Source organism: Dyadobacter alkalitolerans DSM 23607 (assembly GCF_000428845.1).
GTDB classification, from domain to species: Bacteria; Bacteroidota; Bacteroidia; order Cytophagales; family Spirosomataceae; genus Dyadobacter; species Dyadobacter alkalitolerans.
In genome coordinates, this window is sequence record NZ_AUAS01000005.1 from 210,848 (window position 1) to 232,886 (window position 22,039).

Annotated in this window: 19 protein-coding genes; 8 read left to right on the plus strand and 11 right to left on the minus strand. The window is 46.9% G+C overall.

Going from position 1 to position 22,039, the window contains the following annotated elements; all coding sequences use genetic code 11:
• Positions 1 to 27: 27 nt before the first annotated feature.
• Positions 28 to 270, minus strand: a complete 243-nt coding sequence (locus G395_RS0111995; protein ID WP_026630257.1) for a transcriptional regulator — start codon at positions 268 to 270, stop codon at positions 28 to 30.
• A gap of 167 nt (positions 271 to 437) precedes the next feature.
• Here G395_RS0111995 and G395_RS29300 point away from each other — a divergent pair, with 167 nt between their 5' ends.
• Entirely contained in the window at positions 438 to 1,367 is a 930-nt protein-coding gene (locus G395_RS29300) for an aldo/keto reductase (RefSeq protein WP_211237772.1), read from the plus strand.
• Here the strand turns inward: G395_RS29300 and G395_RS31685 are convergent.
• From G395_RS31685 to G395_RS0112020, 5 genes are all read right to left on the minus strand, one after another.
• Entirely contained in the window at positions 1,291 to 1,635 is a 345-nt protein-coding gene (locus G395_RS31685; protein WP_084439583.1) for a HigA family addiction module antitoxin, read from the minus strand. The two genes, G395_RS29300 and G395_RS31685, sit on opposite strands and share 77 nt — an antisense overlap.
• A gap of 13 nt (positions 1,636 to 1,648) precedes the next feature.
• Positions 1,649 to 1,927, minus strand: a complete 279-nt coding sequence (locus G395_RS0112005) for a type II toxin-antitoxin system RelE/ParE family toxin (RefSeq protein WP_026630258.1) — start codon at positions 1,925 to 1,927, stop codon at positions 1,649 to 1,651.
• A gap of 85 nt (positions 1,928 to 2,012) precedes the next feature.
• Positions 2,013 to 3,176 carry a Gfo/Idh/MocA family protein gene (locus G395_RS0112010; protein ID WP_026630259.1) on the minus strand — a complete coding sequence of 388 codons (1,164 nt, stop codon included), beginning with the start codon at positions 3,174 to 3,176 and terminating at the stop codon, positions 2,013 to 2,015.
• 118 nt (positions 3,177 to 3,294) lie between these two features.
• On the minus strand, positions 3,295 to 4,116 hold the full coding sequence (locus tag G395_RS0112015) for a DUF481 domain-containing protein (RefSeq protein ID WP_084439585.1): 822 nt from the start codon (positions 4,114 to 4,116) through the stop codon (positions 3,295 to 3,297).
• Positions 4,113 to 4,556: an RpiB/LacA/LacB family sugar-phosphate isomerase gene (locus tag G395_RS0112020; protein WP_026630261.1), complete on the minus strand. Its 444-nt coding sequence runs from the start codon at positions 4,554 to 4,556 to the stop codon at positions 4,113 to 4,115. The genes G395_RS0112015 and G395_RS0112020 overlap by 4 nt, the downstream gene beginning before the upstream one ends.
• Before the next feature lie 50 nt (positions 4,557 to 4,606).
• Here G395_RS0112020 and G395_RS0112025 point away from each other — a divergent pair, with 50 nt between their 5' ends.
• Positions 4,607 to 7,993, plus strand: a complete 3,387-nt coding sequence (locus G395_RS0112025) for a DEAD/DEAH box helicase (protein ID WP_026630262.1) — start codon at positions 4,607 to 4,609, stop codon at positions 7,991 to 7,993.
• On the opposite strand, the gene G395_RS0112030 is transcribed toward G395_RS0112025, so the two are convergent.
• From G395_RS0112030 to G395_RS0112040, 3 genes are read right to left on the minus strand one after another with little or no spacing between them, the layout of a single operon-like run.
• Positions 7,990 to 9,114 (minus strand): glycoside hydrolase family 18 protein, encoded by a 1,125-nt coding sequence (locus G395_RS0112030; RefSeq protein WP_026630263.1) that lies wholly within the window; start codon positions 9,112 to 9,114, stop codon positions 7,990 to 7,992. The two genes, G395_RS0112025 and G395_RS0112030, sit on opposite strands and share 4 nt — an antisense overlap.
• A 20-nt stretch (positions 9,115 to 9,134) precedes the next feature.
• Entirely contained in the window at positions 9,135 to 10,313 is a 1,179-nt protein-coding gene (locus G395_RS0112035; protein WP_026630264.1) for a fibronectin type III domain-containing protein, read from the minus strand.
• Positions 10,314 to 10,366: 53 nt separating this feature from the next.
• Positions 10,367 to 11,269: a magnesium transporter CorA family protein gene (locus tag G395_RS0112040; protein WP_026630265.1), complete on the minus strand. Its 903-nt coding sequence runs from the start codon at positions 11,267 to 11,269 to the stop codon at positions 10,367 to 10,369.
• Between the two features lie 518 nt (positions 11,270 to 11,787).
• On the opposite strand from G395_RS0112040, the gene G395_RS0112050 reads away from it, so the two are divergent.
• A complete protein-coding gene (locus G395_RS0112050) occupies positions 11,788 to 12,645 on the plus strand; it encodes an SDR family oxidoreductase (protein WP_026630266.1) in 858 nt (285 codons plus the stop codon).
• Between the two features lie 33 nt (positions 12,646 to 12,678).
• Here G395_RS0112050 and G395_RS29305 read toward each other — a convergent pair whose 3' ends face one another.
• The gene (locus G395_RS29305; RefSeq protein ID WP_051350138.1) at positions 12,679 to 16,182 is read right to left on the minus strand and encodes a PAS domain-containing hybrid sensor histidine kinase/response regulator; all 3,504 of its coding nucleotides are present in this window, start codon (positions 16,180 to 16,182) and stop codon (positions 12,679 to 12,681) included.
• Positions 16,183 to 16,427: 245 nt separating this feature from the next.
• A complete protein-coding gene (locus G395_RS32410; protein WP_169720032.1) occupies positions 16,428 to 16,604 on the minus strand; it encodes a DUF6496 domain-containing protein in 177 nt (58 codons plus the stop codon).
• Positions 16,605 to 16,741: 137 nt separating this feature from the next.
• Here G395_RS32410 and G395_RS29310 point away from each other — a divergent pair, with 137 nt between their 5' ends.
• From G395_RS29310 to G395_RS0112085, 5 genes are all read left to right on the plus strand, one after another.
• On the plus strand, positions 16,742 to 18,076 hold the full coding sequence (locus G395_RS29310; RefSeq protein ID WP_035361150.1) for an amidohydrolase family protein: 1,335 nt from the start codon (positions 16,742 to 16,744) through the stop codon (positions 18,074 to 18,076).
• A 28-nt stretch (positions 18,077 to 18,104) separates the two neighbouring features.
• On the plus strand, positions 18,105 to 18,473 hold the full coding sequence (locus G395_RS0112070) for a VOC family protein (RefSeq protein WP_026630267.1): 369 nt from the start codon (positions 18,105 to 18,107) through the stop codon (positions 18,471 to 18,473).
• 203 nt (positions 18,474 to 18,676) lie between these two features.
• Complete coding sequence (locus G395_RS0112075) at positions 18,677 to 19,678, plus strand: hypothetical protein (protein ID WP_026630268.1); 1,002 nt, start codon at positions 18,677 to 18,679, stop codon at positions 19,676 to 19,678.
• Entirely contained in the window at positions 19,678 to 20,823 is a 1,146-nt protein-coding gene (locus tag G395_RS0112080) for a glycosyltransferase family 4 protein (RefSeq protein WP_026630269.1), read from the plus strand. The genes G395_RS0112075 and G395_RS0112080 overlap by 1 nt, the downstream gene beginning before the upstream one ends.
• A gap of 36 nt (positions 20,824 to 20,859) precedes the next feature.
• Entirely contained in the window at positions 20,860 to 22,008 is a 1,149-nt protein-coding gene (locus G395_RS0112085; protein ID WP_026630270.1) for a glycosyltransferase, read from the plus strand.
• The last annotated feature ends 31 nt before the right edge of the window (positions 22,009 to 22,039 follow it).

Sequence of the window (22,039 nt, forward strand, 5' to 3'; positions counted from 1 at the left end):
GCTAAGTAACGCAGCCTCCTTCTCCGCTTACATCGGCGTATTCGGCGTTTCAACAGTCGGTAACTGGAATGAAATCCCTGAAATCTGGCACAACGCAAGGAACTCCGAGAGGCTTGGCAACTGCCCGCCATTAAAGATTTTCTCTGCAATTTCCTGGCTCAGGCCTGCTTCTTCCAATGCATTACCATTATTAATCCCCTTTGCTTCAATTAGTTGCTTCATCTCAGCGACCAGTGCTTTTGCCTGATCTTCGTAAATTGTGGTTTCCATTTTTTCTGAACATTGATTTAAATGATTTGGAACAAAACTGTGCCAACTTATGCCCAGGCGTGACATTTGTGATTTCTCAAATAATTAGGCATTAACATGCGGATCATGGCGAATCAAATCATCAAACTGCGGGTTAATGCTTAATAATCTTTAACAAATCACAAACCATGAGCACATCCATTGCACAGACATTCCGCGTTGGCGGAGAAATTGAGATAAAAAGACTGGGTTATGGCGGCATGCAGCTTACAGGCAAGGGCGTCTGGGGCGAAGTTGCTGATCGGGAAAATGGCAAAAAAGTGTTACAAGCTGCCGTTGGAGCAGGAGTAAACTTCATCGATACAGCCGATTCTTACGGCCCGCATACCAACGAAGTCCTGATCGCAGATGCATTGCACCCCTATCGGCTCGACCTGCTAATCGCGACAAAAGGCGGCTTTGATCGGACCGGCCCAAATCAATGGGTCACCAACGGCGATCCAAAACACATCCGTGAAGCCATCGACGGGAGTTTGAAAAGATTAAAAGTTGAGAAAATCGACCTTTGGCAGTTGCACCGTTTCGATCCAAAATTCCCGGTTGAAGAGACGCTGGCACCTGTTGTAGAGGCGGTTAATGCGGGCAAAATACGATTTGTGGGTTTGTCGGAAGTAAATGTCGAGCAGATTCAGCGCGCTGAAAAAGTGATTGAAATTGTTTCTGTTCAAAACCTGTACAACCTGGGCGACCGCAAATGGGAAGAAGTCGTTGATTACACCGAGCAGCAAGGAATGGCATTTATCCCGTGGTATCCGCTCGCATCCGGCCCGAACAAGCTACAATCCAAAATCGCACAGATCGCCGAGAAGCACGGCGCTACAACTTCACAGATTGCGTTAGCCTGGCTATTGAAACGAGCTCCACACATTCTCCTTATCCCCGGCACCAGCTCGCTGGAACATTTAAAAGAAAACATGGGCGCAGCGAACATTACATTGTCCGATGAGGACTTTGAAGCGTTGTCGAGTGACATGAAGCACCTCACACAGTCTTTTGGGAAGCCGCCTTCTGCGGCTCCCAAAAGTGCTGAATTGTATAGTTCTTCTCCAATTTGGTAGCGTTCTCTGCTTGGCGCAAATCGTAATTCTGCTGCATATTAAGCCAAAGCTGCGGTGTCGTGTTGAACGCCTCAGCCAGCCTCAAAGCCATATTGACAGACACGGACTGCTTTCCGTTTACCAGGTAAGACAATGTTTTTCTGTCCACTGCCAATCCTTCCGCAGCTTGCGTAATAGTAAGATTAAGCGGCTCCAAATACATTTGCTTCAACACCTGTCCGGGGTGTAACGGATTCTTCATCGGGCCTTTTACTTTATTGTCTTCCATTGTTGAGTTCTGTTTAATGATAATCCAGATAATCAACGTCAGCGACGCCTTTGCTTGTAAATTTAAAGATGATCCTATAATTAGCATTCACCTTTACAGACCAGAAATCTTTATATTCGCCTGATAACTTATGCAAGCCAGAGCCTGGAAAATCCATATCTTCCGGTTCAGCCGCGCCATCCAGTAACGTCATTATCAGATTGATCTTACCCAATTGAGAAGCAGGAAGTTTTGTCCCATCCCCTTTCTGGTAAAGCAAACGTAAAGGCTTACTACTGATGCTGATGATCATAAAAACAAATGTACAGTGTAACTGGACACTGTACAAGCAATAGTAGGATTAAATATCTCAAATTCTCAGTCTAGACACAAACTGATCAACTCAAAGCCGCTACATTCTGCGCGTTCTTTTGCGCTTTCAATGCAAGCTCCGTGGCCAGGAAACAATGTTCCTGCGACATGGCGGTTTCGGTTCTGTTGAGGACGTCGTCTACGAGTTGGCGGCCGTAGGGAAGTTCTACTTTGCTGCAATCTATGTATTGTGTTTCCTTGTTATTGACTACGAAAAGGTGGTTTCCGCCTTCGCGGCCGGCAATGTCGATGTTTTTACGGATCTCGATGTAGCCTTCGGTGCCTAGCACGGTCAAGCGGCCATCGCCCCAGGATTTGAGGCCGTCGGGTGTAAACCAGTCGACACGAATGTAGCCGGTGCCTCCGTTGCCACGCAGCATTGCATCACCAAAATCTTCGAACTTTGGATATTGCGGATGGTTGACATTACCAACCTGTGAGGCGACAACTTCGGCTTTTGTAGATCCAGTGAAGAAAAGAAACTGGTCAAACTGGTGCGATGCAATGTCACAGATGATGCCTCCAAAGCGCTTTTTATCAAAAAACCATTCGGGACGTGATTTGGGCGTCATGCGGTGTGGCCCGAGACCGATGGTTTGCACCACTTTTCCGATCACGCCTTCTTTGATCAATTCTCCTGCCTTAACTGTCGCGCGGTTTTCCAAACGTTCGCTGTACATGATGGAGTAAATGCGTTTGGTATCCTTTTGCACTTTCCGCACCTGCGCAAGCTGTTCCAACGTGGTTATGCCCGGTTTATCGACCATATAATCCTTTCCGCTTTTCATGACACGAATCCCCAGCGGTGCGCGCTCGTCGGGAATACCGGAACTTAGGATGAGCTGAATAGACTTGTCATCGAGAATTTCGGCTTCGCTTTTTGCTTGTTTGGCTTGCGGGTAACGCTTGGCGAATGCGGCAGACAAGTCCTCTTCTTTGGCATAAAACGAAACCAGCTCTCCGCCACCCCGTGTAACCGCCTCCACCTGACCGTAAATGTGGCCGTGGTTCATTCCAATCACGGAAAATTTAATTCTGGGTGGCATATTAGGCGTTAATGGTTCTTTCACAGAACGCGCCAGCGCGGAGGCAGAAGCCTTTTCCGCCAGGCCGGGCAACAACATGATGCCTGCGGCTGTGCTTACTGAATTCCGGATGAACTGGCGGCGGTTATCGTCTGATTCTTTCATGTCAGGATTGAAAAGTTGTGATGATATACAAAGCACATTTTATGCATATATAATGTACCGCAATCATGGACACCATTATCCCACTTTTTCCCTGACAAGAGCAGGCCGACCTGCGCATTTATTTATTCCCTACTGAAACCCCGAATGTGATCCGGGAATCGTTGCGTTTGCGGGTGGCTTCTACCACACTTTCATAAGAGTTTTCGAAGCTCGTCCGCAATGTAACCCATTTGTTCAGAGGCAGTTCGAAAGAAATGATGGTGTTCCAACGCAGGTTTGAAAAATCATTCAGAGCCGGTTGCAGGAATGTAAGGTGGTTGATCCGGATTTTATCCTGTAACAGCGAATGCTTGCCCTTTACCCGAAATGAATTCCTTATGGTCGTCACCGTTGAGATTTCCTGGAAATTGGTGGATTCATAAAGGATCGCATTCGTCAGGCTCATGTCATTGGATTTATTCCTGATGAGGCGGTAACCTACTCCCGCACCCGCCATCTGGCGCAGATCGATGCGGCGCAGATTGCTGGTTTCCAGAGCACCCAGTCCGAATGCATAGGTTCTCCGCTTTTTGAAAACGTCTACGAAAAGGTCAACATAACTATCTCTTTCCGCGAGGATACCGCTTTGCTTTCCGTATGTAAAACGCGGGTTGGTGGCTACATTGATAGCTGGGCCGCTGAATGTGAGTTCTGCCCTGAGCACGACGAGGCTGCGGTTCACATTCCCCCGCGCAAAATTCCCATCACCAATAAAGCGGTAACGAATTGTGTCGAACAGCGGAGGCGGAGGCTTTACGGCGCTATCCGGTTTTACTGACAACACCGAGTCGAGTGGAACGGCCTGCGGTGAGCCAGAGGACGGCTGCTGCGCGTTGGCGAAGGCCGTTGAAATAAATAAAAAGAAAGCGGTAAGCTTTGTAAAATTTAATCCTACACTCATTTTTCTAATGCCTTAACCTTTCCTAATCTACGTAAATGCCTCTCCTCTCCCGTAAAACGCGCATTAAGGAAAGATTCCACGAATTCCTGCGCAACCATATTCCCGGTAATGCGACCGCCCAGACAAAGCAAGTTCAGGTCGTCATCTTCCACACCCTGGTGGGCCGAAAAGTGGTCATTAATCAACGCTGCACGAACGCCGGCAACTTTATTAGCCACCACAGAAGCGCCCACGCCGCTTCCGCAAACAGCAATGCCGCGTTCCACTTCCTTTTTCACAACGGCATTGGCCAATGGAATCACAAAATCCGGATAATCGTCCTTGGAATCCATTTGATAGGCGCCAAAATCTGTTATATGATGCCCTTTTTCGATTAAATAGGTCTTCAAGAACTCTTTCAGTTCGTATCCGCCGTGATCAGCAGCAAGTCCGATTTCCATGTTGAGAATGATTTAAAATGAATGTGCAAAATAGTTCATTAATTTGCCATATGAAACAGAATGCCCCTGCCGACGCAGAAAACCAGCCAGCCCACAACTTTGTTTTTCAGGATTTCAATCTCGCAGATTTAACAACCACACACATTCTGCAGAACAGCGCTGAACTGCCGGCCACCGACCGGAGAGGCTTCTTTGACATCCAACCGCACGAAATTGATGTGGATTATGCTTCATTTAAAATCCCCGAAGCATTAACCGACCATTGTAAAGTTGTAGCCAGGCAAAACAGTCATTCGCTGACTGTCTATTGTGAATGCAATAAGCCTAAAAAACGGCTGTGCGAGCACCAGATCCAGGTTCTGTATAACCTTAATAACAGAAAGGACCTGCGTGCATTTTTTGATAAAAAGCTGAGATTTGACAAAATACGAGTTGTTGCGCAGGATTATGGCTTAGAGAATGAGGCGGACCTGGATGCTTATTTTCAGCTGATTTACATGAATAGGGAGCTGGAAATCAAGCCCAAGATGAAAGAGCTGATCCCGATCAGCGCGTCGTCGGTTTCGTTTTTAGAGAACCAATGGATTAACAAGTCTGCTATCGACATTCCGGGCTCAGAAGTGCCGAAGGAGAATTCGAAAACAATCGTCGTCATTGGTCAGCATAAGTATTACGAGCATTTTTATTTCGAGATCCATGAAGCCGCAACCACGCGCGACGGAAAGCTTAAAAACCCGCTTACATTAATAAATCCGCTGGACGCGATATGGAAAACGCACGACGCGGACGTGATCAAGTTTTACACGGCCATTGCTTCTTTCCAGAATAATTTCCGAAAAAAGCAGGTCGATACCGATATAGCGGGACTCAAAAGCATTGTCAAAAATCCGCACGGACTCGACTTTTTTTACCATAACCCATTGATTTCCGAGAATGTCAGCGCAGCGTCCCTGGTTTTGGTAAAACTGGAAAAATCGCCCGTTGATATGCATTTGAACATTGACCGAAAAGATCCGTTTTTCCAGATTTCGGGCCAACTGAGCCTGAACGGCGTTTCTCTGGACCTGGAATTAGTCAAGATGCGTTACGACTACTTTGTGTTGTATCTGGATGCTTTGCATTTAATTGATAATGAGGACATTTTGAAAACCGTTGAATTTTTCAGCCAGCATAATCAAAAAATTATCATTCATAACTCGAAGTTTGAAGAATTCAGACAAAACCTGCTTTCGAAGCTGGAATCGAAGATCCGGATCACTTATTCGTATCTGAAACCGGCCACGCAGGCTCAGAAAGAAGAACAGGGATTTCATCTCGAAAATGAGAAGATCATTTACCTGGAAGATTTCGGGAATTATGTAATGATCACGCCCGTCATGAAATATGGACGTGTAGAAGTGCCTGTTTTTTCCAAGAAACAAATTTATTCGGTCGATGCGCACGGCAATCCGTTCAGCGTGCAACGAGATGAAAGTGAAGAGCTTCGGTTCGCAAGCGCTATTATCCGCCAACATCCTGATTTTGAGGATCAGCTGGGCAGGGAATTCTTTTATTTGTATAAAGAACGCTTCCTGAACGAGTCCTGGTTTCTGAACACATTTGAGGAATGGAGAGATCAGAAAATAACGGTGCTCGGATTTGATAAACTAACAAAAATCCGGCTTAATCCGAACCGCGCGCAAGTGTCTGTGCATGTGATCAGCGGCATAAACTGGTTCAATACAACTGCGGGTGTGCGCTTTGGAAATCAAAAGGTTACCTTAAAAAATCTGCATAAGGCCGTTAAGAACCGAACGAAATATGTGCAGCTGGACGACGGCTCACAGGGCATCTTGCCAGATGAATGGATCGAGAAATTTGCCAAATTTTTTGAAGCCGGTGAAATTGTCGGGGATGTTATCCAGACATCAAAGATGAACTTTGCTTCGGTGAGTGAAATGTATGATGCTGAGGCGCTTAGTAATGAAGTGAAAGAGCAGATTGCATTCTATAAATCCCGTTTTGCCGATTTTGAATCGATTGAAGCCGTCGAAGTGCCGGCAGATCTGAACGCGTCATTGCGCGAATATCAGAAACAGGGGCTTAACTGGCTGAATTTCCTGGATGAATTCGGGTTTGGCGGCTGCCTGGCGGATGATATGGGTCTGGGCAAAACCTTGCAGATCATTGCCTTCATCCTAACGCAAAGAAATAAGCAGGTTCAAAACACAAACCTGATCATTGTCCCTACGTCCCTGATATTCAACTGGCTGGCGGAAATCGAAAAGTTTGCCCCGTCGCTCAAAGTCCTGACCATTTACGGCGCGGACCGGGTTAAGACCATTTCTGACTTTGATAATTACGAGGTGATTCTGACGTCGTATGGCACGTTGCTTTCGGACGTCAATTTCCTCAGGAAATATTATTTCAACTACATTGTCCTCGATGAGTCGCAGGCCATCAAAAATCCTGAATCACAGCGCTATAAAGCCGCTAGACTATTGCAATCCCGGAATAAGCTTGTGCTGACGGGGACGCCGATTGAGAACAATACATTCGACATTTATGGCCAGCTTTCGTTTGCTTGCCCGGGCTTGCTAGGCAACAAAACACAGTTCCGAAACCACTTTTCCATGCCTATTGACCGTTTCAAGGACAATGACCGGGCGCGGGAACTGCAAAAACGCATTGATCCGTTCATTTTGCGGAGGACCAAAAAGCAAGTAGCAACCGAGCTTCCGGACAAGACGGAGATGGTGATTTACTGCGAAATGGGCGAAGAGCAGCGCAAGGTTTACAATGCTTATGAACTCGAATTTTATACATTTCTAAATACAAAAAACGAAGGCGACATTGCGCGCGAGAGCCTGCATGTGTTGCAAGGGCTTACCAAACTGCGCCAGATCTGCAACTCTCCTGCCCTGTTGAACGACCACCTTTATTATGGCAATGCGTCGGCCAAAATCGACACGCTTTTGGAACAGATTGAGAGTAAATCCACGCAGCATAAGATCCTGGTTTTTTCACAGTTCGTGACCATGCTGGATTTGATCAAGGCAGAGCTGGTCACGCGCGGGATCAAGTTTGAATATCTTACCGGCCAGACGAAGGACCGGGCTGCAAGGGTTGACAATTTTCAAAACAATGCGAACATTCGCGTGTTTCTGATCAGCCTGAAAGCGGGCGGAACGGGATTGAATCTCACAGAGGCGGATTACGTTTATCTCGTTGATCCGTGGTGGAACCCGGCGGTTGAAAATCAGGCCATTGACCGGAGTTACCGCATCGGGCAGAAGAAAAATGTGATCGCCGTGCGCCTCATTTGCCCGGGGACGATTGAGGAAAAAATCCTAGAATTACAAGAATCCAAAAAGGACCTCGCCGACGATCTGGTAAAAACGGATGCTTCCGTCCTGAAAACTTTGACGAAAAAGGATTTGCTTAACCTGGTCAGCTAGTCCAGGTTTTTACTGATCTCCGTGATCAGGTATTCTTTTGGATCGTTAAAATATTCCCAAAAGAAAATGCCGGCCAACTTATTCTTTTTGACATATTTACATTTGTCCCGCACTGACTTTTCGTCCTCGTAAGTAATCAACACTTTGGTCGACTCATTAAACAGATAGGGTGCTTTTGCTTTTTTATCGTAAAACTTTTTGTAGCCATTCTGGTTGATCAATGTGTCTTTCAGCTTGGTATAACCGCCTCCCTGCACGGATTTTACGCGTTTTTCGCCCAGTCCGTTATTGTTGGCCGTTGCGGCTTCCCAGCCTTTTCCATAGAATGCAGCGCCGAGCACAATCTTGCTTGCCGGAACGCCTGCCGCCATGAAATTCTTTACGGAGCGGTCGGCCGAGGAACCGTCCGGGTTGTAATCATATAAATTCGTGTGGTGGCCGACGGTCCCGTTTTTCCCGCCGTAATCATAAGTCATGATGAAAACATAATCCAAAAATGGCTGTGCAAGTCCCATTTCGGTGTTTTCGATGAATGATTTCGAGCCTCCTACTGCCGTTGTCAGTTGATAAGCCCGGCTTTTTTCTTTTTGCAGCAGATCCAGTTCTTCGCGGATGGCTTTGAACATTAATGTAAAATTCTGCCTGTCTTCGGGCCGGAATATGTTTCCTTCTTCTCCCGGCATGGCAGGATATTCCCAGTCAATGTCCACGCCGTCCAGGTTGAACTGACGTACAATGTCCACGCTGGATTTGGCAAATTTTCTTCGGGAAGTTTCGGTTAGGACGGCATCCGAGAAGTTTTCACTCCAAGCCCATCCGCCGATGGAAATCAGGATTTTGAGATCCGGATTTTTGGCTGCTTTCATTTCGTTCAGCTTGCGAAAGTTGGTGGAATCCGTTGCCAGATTGGTCAGCACTGCGAGGCTGTCCTGCACATTCACAAATGCGTAATTGATGTGGGTCAGCTTTTCGGCGTCAATTTCTTCTGTCTTAACCAGGCCGCGAAAACCGCCTACATACGCATTCACGATATATTTCTTCTTTTTCTGAGCAAATGCTGAGGCAGGGGAAAGAATGATCAGCGCGAATGCTGACAGCAGCAGGTATTTAGCGGATTTCATGTTTCAGGATTTAGGATATTTTAGTCAAAAAGCACTATTCTTCGTGATATTACTTCTTTACCTGTCTGAATGCGAACGATATAGATGCCAGTGGTGAACCTGGAAAGGTCTGTGCGCGAAGATGCTGTTATTTTCGTGTCCATCTGCTTTATTCCGCTGGCATTATAGAGCTGCATTTGTGCGGCCACAGGCCTTTTTAATTCAATAACCAGCATTTTTTGGAATGAATAAATAACGTAATCCGACATCGGAGCCTCACTGCCGGTAATGATAGCATTGGCTAAAACAATAGAAATAAGGCTGTAAGGCGAACTTCCACCCGCATTAACGGCCTTGATCCGATAAAAATAATTGGTGTTGGCCAGCGAATCGGTGTCCTGGAATTGCAGCACATTTGCGGCCACTTTTCCGATCTGTTCAAACTGTGTGGTAACGTCTTTGGAACGTTCTATGACGACTTCTTTGGCATTGGCAGACACGGCGGCCCAGCTCAATTGCACAACATCCGGCGCGATAGGAATGGCGGAAAAGTTTTCGGGCCTATCGGGCACCGGAATGTTATCCGTAGTCGCCGAATCCACATTGCTATATGCCGAAGCGCCCGCCGCATTGATGGCGCGAACGCGATAATGATATGTAGTGGCTGGGTTAAGGCCTGTGTTTTGGAATGATTTAATGTTCGGTGCAAGGTCTGCGAGCTTTGTAAAGGCAACGCCATCCAGCGACCGTTCCAACTGAAAACCACTCTCATTCAATGCATTATCCACCCAACTGACATTGATTTGCGTCGGGGAAACGGAAACCGCACTCAGGTTCTCAGGAGCATTTGGGGCAACGAGGAATGTGGTTGCATTGGCAATGTTGCTGTAAGCTGATTTGCCGGCGGCATTTTTGGCCAAAATCCTGAACCAGTATTTCGTTGACGGCGTAAGGCCTGTGTTCGGGTATATTTTGACGTTGGCCGCCAGGTCCGTGATTTTCACAAATTTCAGACCGTCGGTCGATCGTTCCAGCTCGAAGCCAGTTTCGTTAACCGCATTATCGACCCAAGTCAAATTGATTTGCGTGGCAGAAATAGCAGTGGCCGCCAGCGCTGACGGTGCCTTAGGAATGACAGCAGACCAGGCAGCAAGGTGGATCAAGCAGAAAAGGGCAGAAAGGAACGCGTATTTCAATGTTTTGGTAAAGATATCATTCATAGGTTGGGTGTAATGCGACAGCTTTTGCAATAAATATTTCCTTCATAACGAGCTCACAACCAGCCCTTCTTTTTGAACCAGCCATAAATTGCAACCGTGATAAGCCCCATAACAATCATCACAACGGGGTAACCATATCTCATCCGCAACTCGGGCATAAAGTCGAAGTTCATGCCGTAAATACCGACGATAAAAGTTAAAGGCATAAAAAACACTGAAAACAGCGTAAGAACGCGAACGATCTCGTTGGTACGCTGGGAAGAAATTGAAAAATAGATCATGACCAGCTGATTCATATTTTCAAAAAGCGTGTCATAAATGTTCTGCATTTTGACAAAAAGATCCCTCGTATCCCGTGTATAGGCATTGGAATGATCAGGAGCATCCATCTTGTCCACAATCTCATGCGATAACATGATGATGCGGCGCGTCACTTCCACCCTGCGTCGGAGATAATACAGGCCCTTTAATAAAGAAGGCCTGCGGTTTTTGAGAAACATATTTTCCTCGTAAAACTCAATGTCACTCGTCAGTTTCACAGAAGGCGCTTCATAGGTGGATAGGCAGCTCTTAATGATCTCATTCACAAGATGTAATGTGTCCTTGCATTGATGTTGTTCGAGTTGATTTTCGGCAATGAAATTTGGCGCGTCCCACGGTTTACGGTGTAAGGTGATTACTTTTTCCTGGAACATAAAAATGGCAACCTTATCGGTCAGCTCCGGAACCGTATCTGCTTCCGGGCCGACCTTCTCGGAATGGAGCCGGAAAATGATGAACACGTAATCACCGACTTTTTCATATTTGGGAAGGTGGTCAGGCTGCAACCAGTCTTTGATGGAGGATTTATGGAGTGAATGAGCCTCGGTAAGTTGTTTCAACTCTTCCTCATTGGGGTCTGTAATATCCAGCCACTCGAATGGATATTTTGTCTTCTCAGCAATCGTATTGATCATAATTTATTTGTCGGGCTTTGCATCCATGATGAAGCGCAGTGACTGATCTCTGGTAACAAACGCAACCGTCCAGTTATAAAAAGTTCTCACCTGGTTCCGATAGCGGATCAAAGAGAACAAATGCACGACCAGCCACAGAAAGTAAGCTATAAAACCTTTGAAATGCAAACTGGAAGGTCGGCTACGGCCTTGCTGATGCCGGTAATGGCCATTGTGCCATTGTCTACATAATGGAAATCTTGGAGCGGCTTGCCGTCGAGCATCACTACTTTTTCGTATCCATGTTCTTTAGTTTATGCCCAATGCATGAAATCAGCTATTAGAATTGTGCCGAATGCATGAGCGCGCGCATGAAGGCATATTTCGCGCATGAACACTGTGCAAAACATTGCTCATGCAGATATTTAATAAGATTTTTTGGAAAAAACATTGAAAACCACGCCCGTTCGATTCACTGGCACATGGTTTTAGGGATAGGCCGCATTCACAATAATTAGAAACATTAACATTACTAAACCATGGATTACAACATAGATACGAAAGGACAGACGCAAGGTTCGCAGCCTGGTATTGAACACATTATGGATCCGGCTCCTGTCATAATCCGGGATAACTACCGCGGAAGCGGCAAGCTGGAAGGCAAAGCGGCACTGATTACCGGTGGAGACAGCGGGATAGGAAGAGCGGTAGCGGTTCATTTTGCACGGGAAGGCGCGGATGTGGCGATCGTCTACCTGGAAGAAGACCAGGATGCGCAGGAAACAAAGGCATTGGTAGAAGCAGAAGGAAAAAGATGTCTGCTCGTTCCGGGTGACATTCGTGACGAGTCATTTTGTAAAGACGCTGTTGCGCAGGTTGTCAGCGAGTTTGGAAAGTTGAATGTTCTGGTAAATAATGCTGCTGAACAGCATCCCAAGGAAGATATCCGGGAGATCACTGCCGAGCAGCTCCACGTAACCTTTGCTACCAACATCTTCTCATTCTTTTTCTTTACACAAGCTGCATTGCCGCATTTGGCAGAAGGTGACAACATTATTAATACAACATCGGTAACCGCATATCACGGCAGCCCTGCATTGCTGGATTACTCTTCGACGAAAGGGGCAATTGTTGCATATACAAGATCGCTGGCACTGGCGCTGGCAGAGAAGAAAATAAGGGTGAATGCAGTAGCGCCCGGTCCGATCTGGACGCCGCTAATCCCGGCCACATTTGATGCGGAGAAAGTAGAAAAATTTGGAAAAGACACGCCTATGGAGCGTCCGGGCCAGCCTGCTGAGGTTGCTCCGTCGTATGTTTTCCTGGCATGTGAGGATGCTTCTTACATCAGCGGACAGGTGCTGCACCCGAACGGTGGGCAAGTTGTTAACGGATAATAGTAAATTAAAAATGGGCCCTATGGCCCATTTTTAATTTACCTCGACTTCCGAACGTTGCAGGAGCCACTTCACAATGGTTTCTTGCAATGTATCTTTCACGACGGGTTTGGTGAGATAATCGTCCATTCCCGCATCAATGCACTTCTCCCGCTCGCCCACCACTGTTCCCGCAGTAAGCGCAATGATTGGGATCCTTCTGCCCGATTCCATCCTGCGTATCTCCTGCGTGGCTTCATAACCATTCACTTCGGGCATCTGGATATCCATAAATATGATGTCAGGATTTGTTTCCGCATATAGTTTGACGGCTTCTCTCCCGTTCACGGCTTCGATCATGGTCACATTGGACAAAATCTTTCCTAACATGGTCTTTACCAGCAACATATTGATCTTGTGATCTTCGGCAATCAGCACTGTAATGGCGTCGGATGATGTTTCGGTACTTAGGCTGTTCGCAGTGTCGACGGTTAGTTGCCGGGTGGGCTGATTTTTGGTATGTATTCGCGACAACATCGAAAACAACTGCTTGATCTTGACAGGCTTTACCAGAAAACGCGGAACGTTGAGCTCAGTCATTACAGCCGTGAGCGTTTCCTCTTCAAAAGAGTCATTGAGCAGGATTATAGGTAAATCTTTCAAATCCTGATCATTGCTGTTGCGGACTTTACGTATCGTTTCAATGCCGTCCATTTCCGGCATCTGGCAATCCATCAGGACTACATCATATTTCACGTCCGAAAATAATTTTTCCAATGCTTCCTGCCCGCTAGAAACAAAATCGGAATCAATGTCTTTGTTGATCAGGACGTCGGTGAGGATAGTTCCGTTATGCACATTGTCGTCCACCACAAGGACACGCCTGATGTTGTCCGTATTGTCCCAGAAGAACTCGTCCCCGTCCGGGATGATTTTGAATGTTACATCAAAAAAGAAAATACTGCCTTCATTGGCCTTGCTGCTGAGCTGCAATCGGCTGTTCATTAATTCCAGCAGACTGTTAGAGATGGTAAGGCCCAGACCTGTGCCGCCAAATCGTTTTGTCGTGGAAGAATCCGCCTGGGAAAAAGCATCAAATATCTTACGCTGGTTTTCGGGCTCAATCCCGATCCCGGTGTCCCGCACCAGAAAACGGATGGCCACTTCATCATCATTGCGGCCAAGCAATGCTATTTGCAGCTCTACCTCCCCGTCGATCGTAAATTTCACTGCATTGCTAAGCAGGTTTGCCAAAACCTGTTTCAGACGCAACGGATCTGCCAGCACATAATGCGGAATATCTGCCGGAATGTTTAAAAGCATTTCCAGATGTTTCTGCTGCGCCTGGTAAGTAAGCATATCCGCTACCTGCCCGCAGACTGTCAGCAGATCTGTTTTCTCATAGCGAAGATCCAGCTTTCCGGCCTCGATTTTAGAGAAGTCGAGAATATCATTGATGATTTCCAGCAGCGAATTGGCGGATTGGAAAACCATGGACATGTATTGCTGCTGCGTTTCGTCCAGGCGCGTTTTCATCAGCAAATCGGTGAATCCAACCACGCCGTTAAGCGGCGTCCGTATTTCATGGCTCATATTGGCCAGAAATTCGGATTTAAGCTTGCTCGCTGATTCAGCCTGTTCGCGTGCTTCCAGCAGTTCCAGCTCTGCGTGCTTTCGCTGCGTAATGTCCCTGATCACCGCTTGTATGATCTGGGAGTCGTTAACATTGATCAGATTCAGGAGCACTTCTGCAACGAAACTGTCCGTGTCAGGCCCAAACCGCTTGAATACCCATTCAAAACGATGGCTCCCGATCTCGTAAGCCGTTTCAAGATTCTCTTTGGCAATGCCGGCCAGCTGGTCGTAGGATGTGTAAGTTGCAGCGGCGAGCTCTTCATGCGTTTTACCGATCAGATTGTCAATCGAATCCAGATTAAACATTCTCAATGCGGCCTGATTGCAATCCAGGTATCCCTTCCTATCGAGCAGCACTACTGCGTCGCTTGTGGAGTCGTACAGACTGCGAAACTTAGCTTCCGAATCAAGGATAGCCTCGTCTGAGCGTTTGCGGCTGGTTATATCCTGAAATGCCCCGTAAAGTCTCACACAGGCGCCATCCACCATTTCGGACTTGCCTATCGTCCTGACCCAGATCTCATTGCCTTTTGAAGTAGTCAGCTGCAACTCAATGTCCCAGGGCGTTCCGTGGGTAATTCCGTCCAGCACCACCCTATTGATGGCATCGCGGCTCGCGCCTTCTTTATAAAATGAAATTGCCGTGTTGGCATCCGGTAAAAAATCTTCGTCTACTTCGTGTATCTGTCTTGTGATGGAAGACCAATACAATTCACCCGTTTTGGCATGCAGTTCCCATCCGCCGATCCGGGCAACGCTGTTTGTTTGTTCCAGAAGATCTTTCATCCGCCGCATTTCGTCGTCCGACTTCTTGCGCGCGGTAATGTCCCTCTCTATTGCAATGTAATTCGTACAGTTTCCTTCATTGTCAAAAACGGGTGTAATCTTCAAGTCAACCCAGTAGCATTCCCCATTTTTTTTATAACACAAGATTTCAACCTGAATGACCTTCTTTTCTATGCTGGCCTTATTGATTGTCTCGACCGTGGCCATATCCGTTTTAGGGCCGCACAGGAGATCCACCGGTCGGCGGCCTTTCACTTCGCGCCGGGTATAGCCGGTCTGGTTCTCGTATGCCCTGTTTACCCATGTGATTAATCCCCTGCTATCGGTTATCACTATGTAATCCGTTGTGTTAGAAGCAACAATAGCCAGTTCTTTCAACCTTTCACGGGAGCGGCGAAGCTCGGTAATGTTGTGGCTGGTCAGGATAATTTCGTTGCCCCGGGCGTCGATGCTCGCATTGGTATTACTCCAGGACCACGTTCCGTTCTTATGCAGGATGCGGTGCTCTATCCCGCCGCGGATGGGCGTATTGGTTTCAACGACCTTTAAAAGGGAAGCTGTACACAAATGCAGGTCATCGGGATGTATATAGTCTGTAAAGGATTGGCCCAGGGTTTCTTTGATCTGATACCCATATACTCTTGTCCAGCTTGGCGAAACATAAGTGAATGTCAGCGTTGGAGATAATGTAAAAAGAACGTCCTGGACATTGGACACCAATACAGAAAGGTCCTGTTCTGTTTTGATCTTCTGCGTGATGTCATAACCCAGGCAAAAAATCTCCTTTACCGTGCCTGATTCATCTTTCAGGGCAGTAAATTCCCACTGGGTTGTGGCGATTGTGTTGTGTTTAGAACGTTTTCTGAGAATTACGGAATGTGGCTTGCCCGGACTTAGCAGGCATAGTTCAGCTACTCTGAGGCATTTTTCTATATCTTCATTGACCACGCCCATGAGGGATGAGTGCCCTAGAAGCTCCTCACGTTGCACGCCATAGAAATTGCAGAAATAATCATTAAGGAAGATATAGTTTCCGTCAATATCTGTACGGACGACATACATGGAATGACTACCCATGAAAGTCTGAAAGAGCTGAAAGTCGCTTGCATTATTGGGTCCGCCCTGTTCCTCGGACATTGCGTTACCTGATGTATTCATTAATCAAAATTCCTTACAATTAAGCGTCGGTGTCACAAATACATATATCCGTACAATATAGCTTTTATTTAATTACTTTAACGGTTACAACAGGATAGTTTATAATACTTTTCGTAACAAAACAGAGCTACTTCGACATCTTCATGTAGAATGCGTATTTAGGACGCAAAATGTCACATTTTCAGCAATATCAGATAAGATCGTATAGAAATTAGAGCAAGAAATTAATCCTTCTTTTTCGGCACCTTTGCGCCTTCTTTCCGTGCCTCGGATAAACCGATGGCCACGGCTTGTTTCTTGGATGTCACCTTCTTACCCGAACCTGTTTTCAGTTTTCCTTCTTTTTGTTCGTGCATCGCTTCCTCTACTTTTTCTCCGGCCTTTTTTGAATACTTTGCCATGATTACAAGAATTTAGGTTGAAATAATTTACTTTGACGTTCAAAAATGATTCTCCGTTTTATACAAAAGCTATACCAGTTGAAAGCTATTACATGGTTCGGTACGGTTATAGTGCAAGATTTCAAAAATGCTTCTTTATGAAAAATCAGGCCAATCACTTTTTCTTACTTCTGCTGCTGGTAACCGGATTTTCTGCCATCAGTCAGCCGCAGTCCATTATATTGAAGAACGCGACGGTGATCGATGGCACCGGCGAAGAGCCGCGCGAGGATACGGACATTCTGATCATGGATGGCCGGGTGGTCGCGGTAGAATCCAACATTAAACTGAACGGTGCGAAGGAGATTAATCTGACAGGGAAGACGGTAATCCCGTCGCTGATATGTGCGCATGCGCATGTCGGCACTTTGCTGGGGACAACTTCTTCGGCAGAAAATTACACGAGAGAAAATGTGCTGCGCCAGCTCAAAAAATATCAGGATTATGGAGTTAATGCAGTGCTTGCTATGGGCACCGACAGGCCTTTGATCTTCGACGGCATGCGGGATTCGACGGTGGCGGGTTTGCTTCCGGGCGCTCGCCTCTTTTCGGCAGGGTACGGCTTCAATACACCCGATCCCAACCCGGGTTCATGGATGAACTTGCTTTTCCGCCCGGAAAATCCTGAGGAAGTGCCCGCCATGCTGGATAAGCTGGTTCCGCTTAAACCTACGGTTGTGAAGATATGGGTGGACGATCATGGCGGCAATGCTCAGAAAATGAAGCCCGAAATATACCAGGCCATTATCACCGAAGCGCATAAACGCAATATCCGCGTGGCAGCACATTTGTTTTATGCAGAAGACGCACGGCTCCTGACCGAGGCTGGCATTGATATCATCGCCCACAGCATTCGCGACAGGACGGTGGATGCGGAGCTTTTGAATAAAATGAAGGAGAAGAACGTCATATACATCCCCACACTTGCACTGGACGAATATCAGTTTGCCTACGCCAGTCAGCCGGACTGGATCAATGATGACTTTTTTATAAAATCATTGGAACCGGGCGTGCTTGAAATGGTTACCGATCCGGCTTACGCAGAAAAAGTCCGGGCATCTGCTGACTATGAACGGAATGCTGCTGCATTTAAAACAGCATTAATTAACCTCAAAAAAATCGTGGATGCGGGCATTACCGTCGCGCTCGGCACCGATTCCGGCGCATTTCCGATCAGGACGCAGGGTTTCACAGAACATCTGGAACTTGAACTGATGGTCCAGGCGGGCCTTACCCCAGTTCAGGCCATTATGCTTGCAACTCAAAATGCGGCAAAAGCGTTGAAAATTGACAATGAGCTCGGCACACTGACGCGTGGCAAAAAAGCCGATCTGATCATTCTGAGTGCTAACCCTGCTAATGATATCAAAAACACGCGCAAAATTGAAGCGGTTTGGAAAGACGGCCTCGAGGCTAGTAAAGGTCCTTTGTGAAGCGATTGGAAAAAAAACACTCCTGAATATGAAAATTGAATTTGAAAGACTGAATCACATCATGCTGTGCATTCCTCCCGGTGCAGAAGAAGCCGCCAGGGAATTTTACGGCGGTGTATTGGGTTTGAAAGAGCTGAGAGAAACGGGCTATCCGCTTCCGAATGGCGCTATCTGGTTTGCCATGGGCGATATTGAGCTCCATATCCGGGCAGAGGAGCCTTCGGAGCAGTCGCAGCGGCATCCTGCATTTGAGGTGAAGAACCTGGATGCGGCGCGGGAAATTTTGGAAAAGAATGGAATTGCAATCCGGCAGGACAGCCTCATACCCGACCGGAAGCGATTTTCCTTCCGCGATCCGTTCGGTAACCGCATTGAACTGATAGAAATGTTAGCTTGAAATCGTGTCTAAGTTCCAGGCTAACATCGTATACCAGGGTCGGTCAGCTTCTGGATTCTGTACTAAACCATCGAAAACTCCGCTTGGCAGACTGGTTGCTGCAATTCTGTTAAATTATTCCTGTGCGGTGTTAAAACGTCGTAAATGGAAAAAGTAATTCTAAATTTGCATGCGCATTTGCAGCGGACACACCGTTTTCCTTGATGTTAAAATATTTTTATAGATTTTTAATCCTCGTCGTGATCCTGGCGGTTACCACGGAAGTTGTATTGAGATATAAATATGGCTTCTGTAATTCTCCGCTCTATATTTCGGATCCGGATTTTGAATACATATATGCGCCCGACCAGGATGTGAAACGGTTTGGTTACCGCGTGCAGACCAACAGCTTTTCCATGCGCAATGAAGAAGTCCTGCCGTCGGATAGCATTGTGATCCTGCTTATCGGCGATTCGGTGGTAAACGGCGGAAGCCTTACCGACCAGGACAGCATTGCTTCTACTCTACTTGAAAAGCGTTTTCTGAAAGATTTCGGTACGCGCGTTCGGGTGCTGAACATTTCGGCCGGCTCGTGGGGCCCCGATAACATTGCCGCCTATCTTAAAAAATACGGAACATTCAAGGCCAGGCTGATGTGCCTGGTTACCAGCAGCCACGATGCGTACGATATCATGTCGCACCAAAGTCCTGTGGGCATCGATCCCGGCTGGCCCGATAAGCAATATAAAGTGGCGCTCTACGAACTCTGGGATCGTTACCGGTGGATTTTCTTTTACTATTTCAACACCTGGTTTTTCGCCCCAACCATTGAAAAAAACCCTGAGAGAGCCCTTCTGGATTCTATGGAAAGGGATTCGCTGAAAAAAGAAGAGCTTAATGATGCCGGAATCAGGAAGCCAGGATTGACTTTTAATCCCGGGTATGAGCAGATTTACGAAATCGCTAAAAAAGATTCTATCCCACTCTTCATTTATCTCCACCCCGAAACTTCGGAAATAGAGCTGGGACATTTCAATGATCAGGGCGACCAGATTATAGCCTTTGCCATTCAGCACGATATCCGGCTTGTGAACGAATTCAGCCTGGGAATTGATCCCAAATATTACCGGAAGCTGGATGTTGTACATTATAACAGCCAGGGACAGCTTTTTTTGGCAAACAATCTTTATCCTTTGTTCCAGGAATATTTAAATCTTAAAAAATAATGCGCGTTCTCGTTGTACACAACCAGTTATGGGCGCATTATAAGTCGCGGCTTTTCAGCGAAATCCATCGTGCATTCAAGGAAAAATATCCTGAAAGTGATTTCCTTGTTGTCCAGATCGCGCTTTATGAAGCCAGTCGCAGCGTGATGCAAAGCGATGACACCATTACATACGATTATCCTTATAAAGTGCTGTTTCAGCGCAGCCTGGATGAAGTGGGTTTTAAAGAAAGACGTGCAGCATTGTTTGCTGCTTTCGATGCTTACCAACCAACTGTCCTCAACATTACGGGTTATTTTGATCCGGCGCAGGTCCTTCTCATGTTTTACGCCAGGTCGAAAGGCGTAAAAGTGGTGCTTTCTTCTGAGTCATCTGCTGCGGACAACAGCCGGTCATTTATTAAGGAATCGCTCAAAAGATTCATTGTAAACCGGGCTCAGGCATTTTTTTGCTTTGGCAAAACGTCCGCTGACTACCTGGAAAGCCTGGGTGTAAAACCTTCGCAGATCCCGGTCCGGAATGCGGCGGTAATCGATGAGGAAGTCATCAGCGCGAGATACAATGCCGGAAAAGAGGCTAATGTGAATGTGGCGCGGGCTTTCAGGTTTGTTTTCGTAGGCCGGCTTGCGCCGGAGAAAAACCTGGGAACCTTATTGCGCGCATTTGCGAAAGTTCGTCCGCTGGATTCGGACATTCGGCCCTGGGAAATGATGTTCATCGGCGACGGCCCCGAGCGGGCAACACTCGAAAAGCTGACGGCAGAACTTGGTTTGCAAAATAAAATATCATTTGCAGGCGGACTTCCCTGGTATAAGGTCCCGGACCTGCTTGTGCATTGTGATGTACTGGTTTTGCCCAGTAATTCAGAGCCCTGGGGTTTGGTTGTGAATGAAGCCATGGTTTGCGGCATGCCGGTGATCGTGTCAAAGAATTGCGGTTGTGTGGGCGATTTGGTAGAAAACGGCGTGAATGGTTTTACTTTTGACCCCGATAACCAGCAGGAATTGGAAACTGCGCTGGCCTTTTTTATTCAGAATCCCGAAAAAATGGCCGATATGGGCCAGGAATCGCGGCGCCTGATCGCGCCTTTTTCCTCCCGGCAGGTTGCCCGGCAAATGGCAGACTGTTACCATAAATTGGCATAACAGCTTAATGTTTAGTTTTTTTCACAAAATGCACGCATGCGGATTTTAAATATTTGCGCTTACACCTGGGAAATTGGCGGCCCGGCCCGGATTATATACGACCATACCACGGAGGTTTTACGGCAAGGTCACCAGGTGGACATCCTGAGCCCCATGACGCCGGGCGATGAAATGTATCCGGCTCCCGAGGGTGCCAGGCTGTTTCCCGTAGCGCGCACGACTCCGGTCAGCAATGTTTACAGGGAATTTTCGCTTGAAATGTATCGCTTCCTGAGGCATCATATTCACGAGTATGATGTGATACACATGCATGGAATATGGCATTTCGGGAGCTTAGTACCATTTTTGATCCCAAATAATGCCGTTAAGGTGATTACTATACACGGACTGCTCGACAAATGGGCTGTTGCGCATCACAAATGGAAAAAAGACATTGTAACGCTGCTTTATCAGAAGAGAATTTTAGGAAAAGCGGACCTGATCCAGATCAACAACACCGACGAAGAAGGTGACGTGATCCGTTATCTGGGTTACCGTCCCAAAAACATGGTGATCGTTCCGAATGGGATGAAGCTGTCGGAATATTCCAACTTGCCTGCAAAGGGGAGCTTTCGTGCCAAACACCAGGTTCGCGAGAATGAGCAGGTCGTGCTTTTTATGGGCCGGCTCAACATTAAGAAGGGGCTTGACCTCCTGCTTCCTGCATTTAAAAAGATAGAAAAACAACTTCCTGATGCAACACTTTTCCTTGCCGGCGGCGATGATGGTTACCAGCAGGAAACGGAAGATTTTATCAGAAAAAACAATCTGCAAAACCGGATCAAACTCGTAGGATTACTGACCGATACGGCTAAAAAAGAAGCACTTGCAGACGCCGATGTCTTTGTTTTGCCCTCCTATTCCGAAGGATTTTCTATTGCGGTCCTGGAAGCGATGACTTCCAAAGTGCCCACCATTGTATCCGATCGCGTTGGGTTCGGGGATTATATTAAACGCTATGACGCAGCCTTTCTGACGCCGCTTACGAGCGATGGCGTGGCCAAGGGACTTCTTAAAATATTACAAGATAAAACCTATGCGCAGGATCTTGCAAATCGGGCTTACAAGATGGTAACGGAAAATTTTGACATACGGAAGGTGGCTAATCAGTTATTGGAAGAATACAAGAATGTTAAGAAAAAGTAAGTATCTTTGGCCGTTTGCAATAACCGCAAAT

Bases quoted from the DNA above. Each gene is read 5' to 3' on its own strand.
- G395_RS0111995 (WP_026630257.1), bottom strand. From the start codon at position 270: ATGGAAACCACAATTTACGAAGATCAGGCAAAAGCACTGGTCGCTGAG.
- G395_RS29300 (WP_211237772.1), top strand. From the start codon at position 438: ATGAGCACATCCATTGCACAGACATTCCGCGTTGGCGGAGAAATTGAG.
- G395_RS31685 (WP_084439583.1), bottom strand. From the start codon at position 1,635: ATGGAAGACAATAAAGTAAAAGGCCCGATGAAGAATCCGTTACACCCC.
- G395_RS0112005 (WP_026630258.1), bottom strand. From the start codon at position 1,927: ATGATCATCAGCATCAGTAGTAAGCCTTTACGTTTGCTTTACCAGAAA.
- G395_RS0112010 (WP_026630259.1), bottom strand. From the start codon at position 3,176: ATGAAAGAATCAGACGATAACCGCCGCCAGTTCATCCGGAATTCAGTA.
- G395_RS0112015 (WP_084439585.1), bottom strand. From the start codon at position 4,116: ATGAGTGTAGGATTAAATTTTACAAAGCTTACCGCTTTCTTTTTATTT.
- G395_RS0112020 (WP_026630261.1), bottom strand. From the start codon at position 4,556: ATGGAAATCGGACTTGCTGCTGATCACGGCGGATACGAACTGAAAGAG.
- G395_RS0112025 (WP_026630262.1), top strand. From the start codon at position 4,607: ATGAAACAGAATGCCCCTGCCGACGCAGAAAACCAGCCAGCCCACAAC.
- G395_RS0112030 (WP_026630263.1), bottom strand. From the start codon at position 9,114: ATGAAATCCGCTAAATACCTGCTGCTGTCAGCATTCGCGCTGATCATT.
- G395_RS0112035 (WP_026630264.1), bottom strand. From the start codon at position 10,313: ATGAATGATATCTTTACCAAAACATTGAAATACGCGTTCCTTTCTGCC.
- G395_RS0112040 (WP_026630265.1), bottom strand. From the start codon at position 11,269: ATGATCAATACGATTGCTGAGAAGACAAAATATCCATTCGAGTGGCTG.
- G395_RS0112050 (WP_026630266.1), top strand. From the start codon at position 11,788: ATGGATTACAACATAGATACGAAAGGACAGACGCAAGGTTCGCAGCCT.
- G395_RS29305 (WP_051350138.1), bottom strand. From the start codon at position 16,182: ATGTCCGAGGAACAGGGCGGACCCAATAATGCAAGCGACTTTCAGCTC.
- G395_RS32410 (WP_169720032.1), bottom strand. From the start codon at position 16,604: ATGGCAAAGTATTCAAAAAAGGCCGGAGAAAAAGTAGAGGAAGCGATG.
- G395_RS29310 (WP_035361150.1), top strand. From the start codon at position 16,742: ATGAAAAATCAGGCCAATCACTTTTTCTTACTTCTGCTGCTGGTAACC.
- G395_RS0112070 (WP_026630267.1), top strand. From the start codon at position 18,105: ATGAAAATTGAATTTGAAAGACTGAATCACATCATGCTGTGCATTCCT.
- G395_RS0112075 (WP_026630268.1), top strand. From the start codon at position 18,677: ATGTTAAAATATTTTTATAGATTTTTAATCCTCGTCGTGATCCTGGCG.
- G395_RS0112080 (WP_026630269.1), top strand. From the start codon at position 19,678: ATGCGCGTTCTCGTTGTACACAACCAGTTATGGGCGCATTATAAGTCG.
- G395_RS0112085 (WP_026630270.1), top strand. From the start codon at position 20,860: ATGCGGATTTTAAATATTTGCGCTTACACCTGGGAAATTGGCGGCCCG.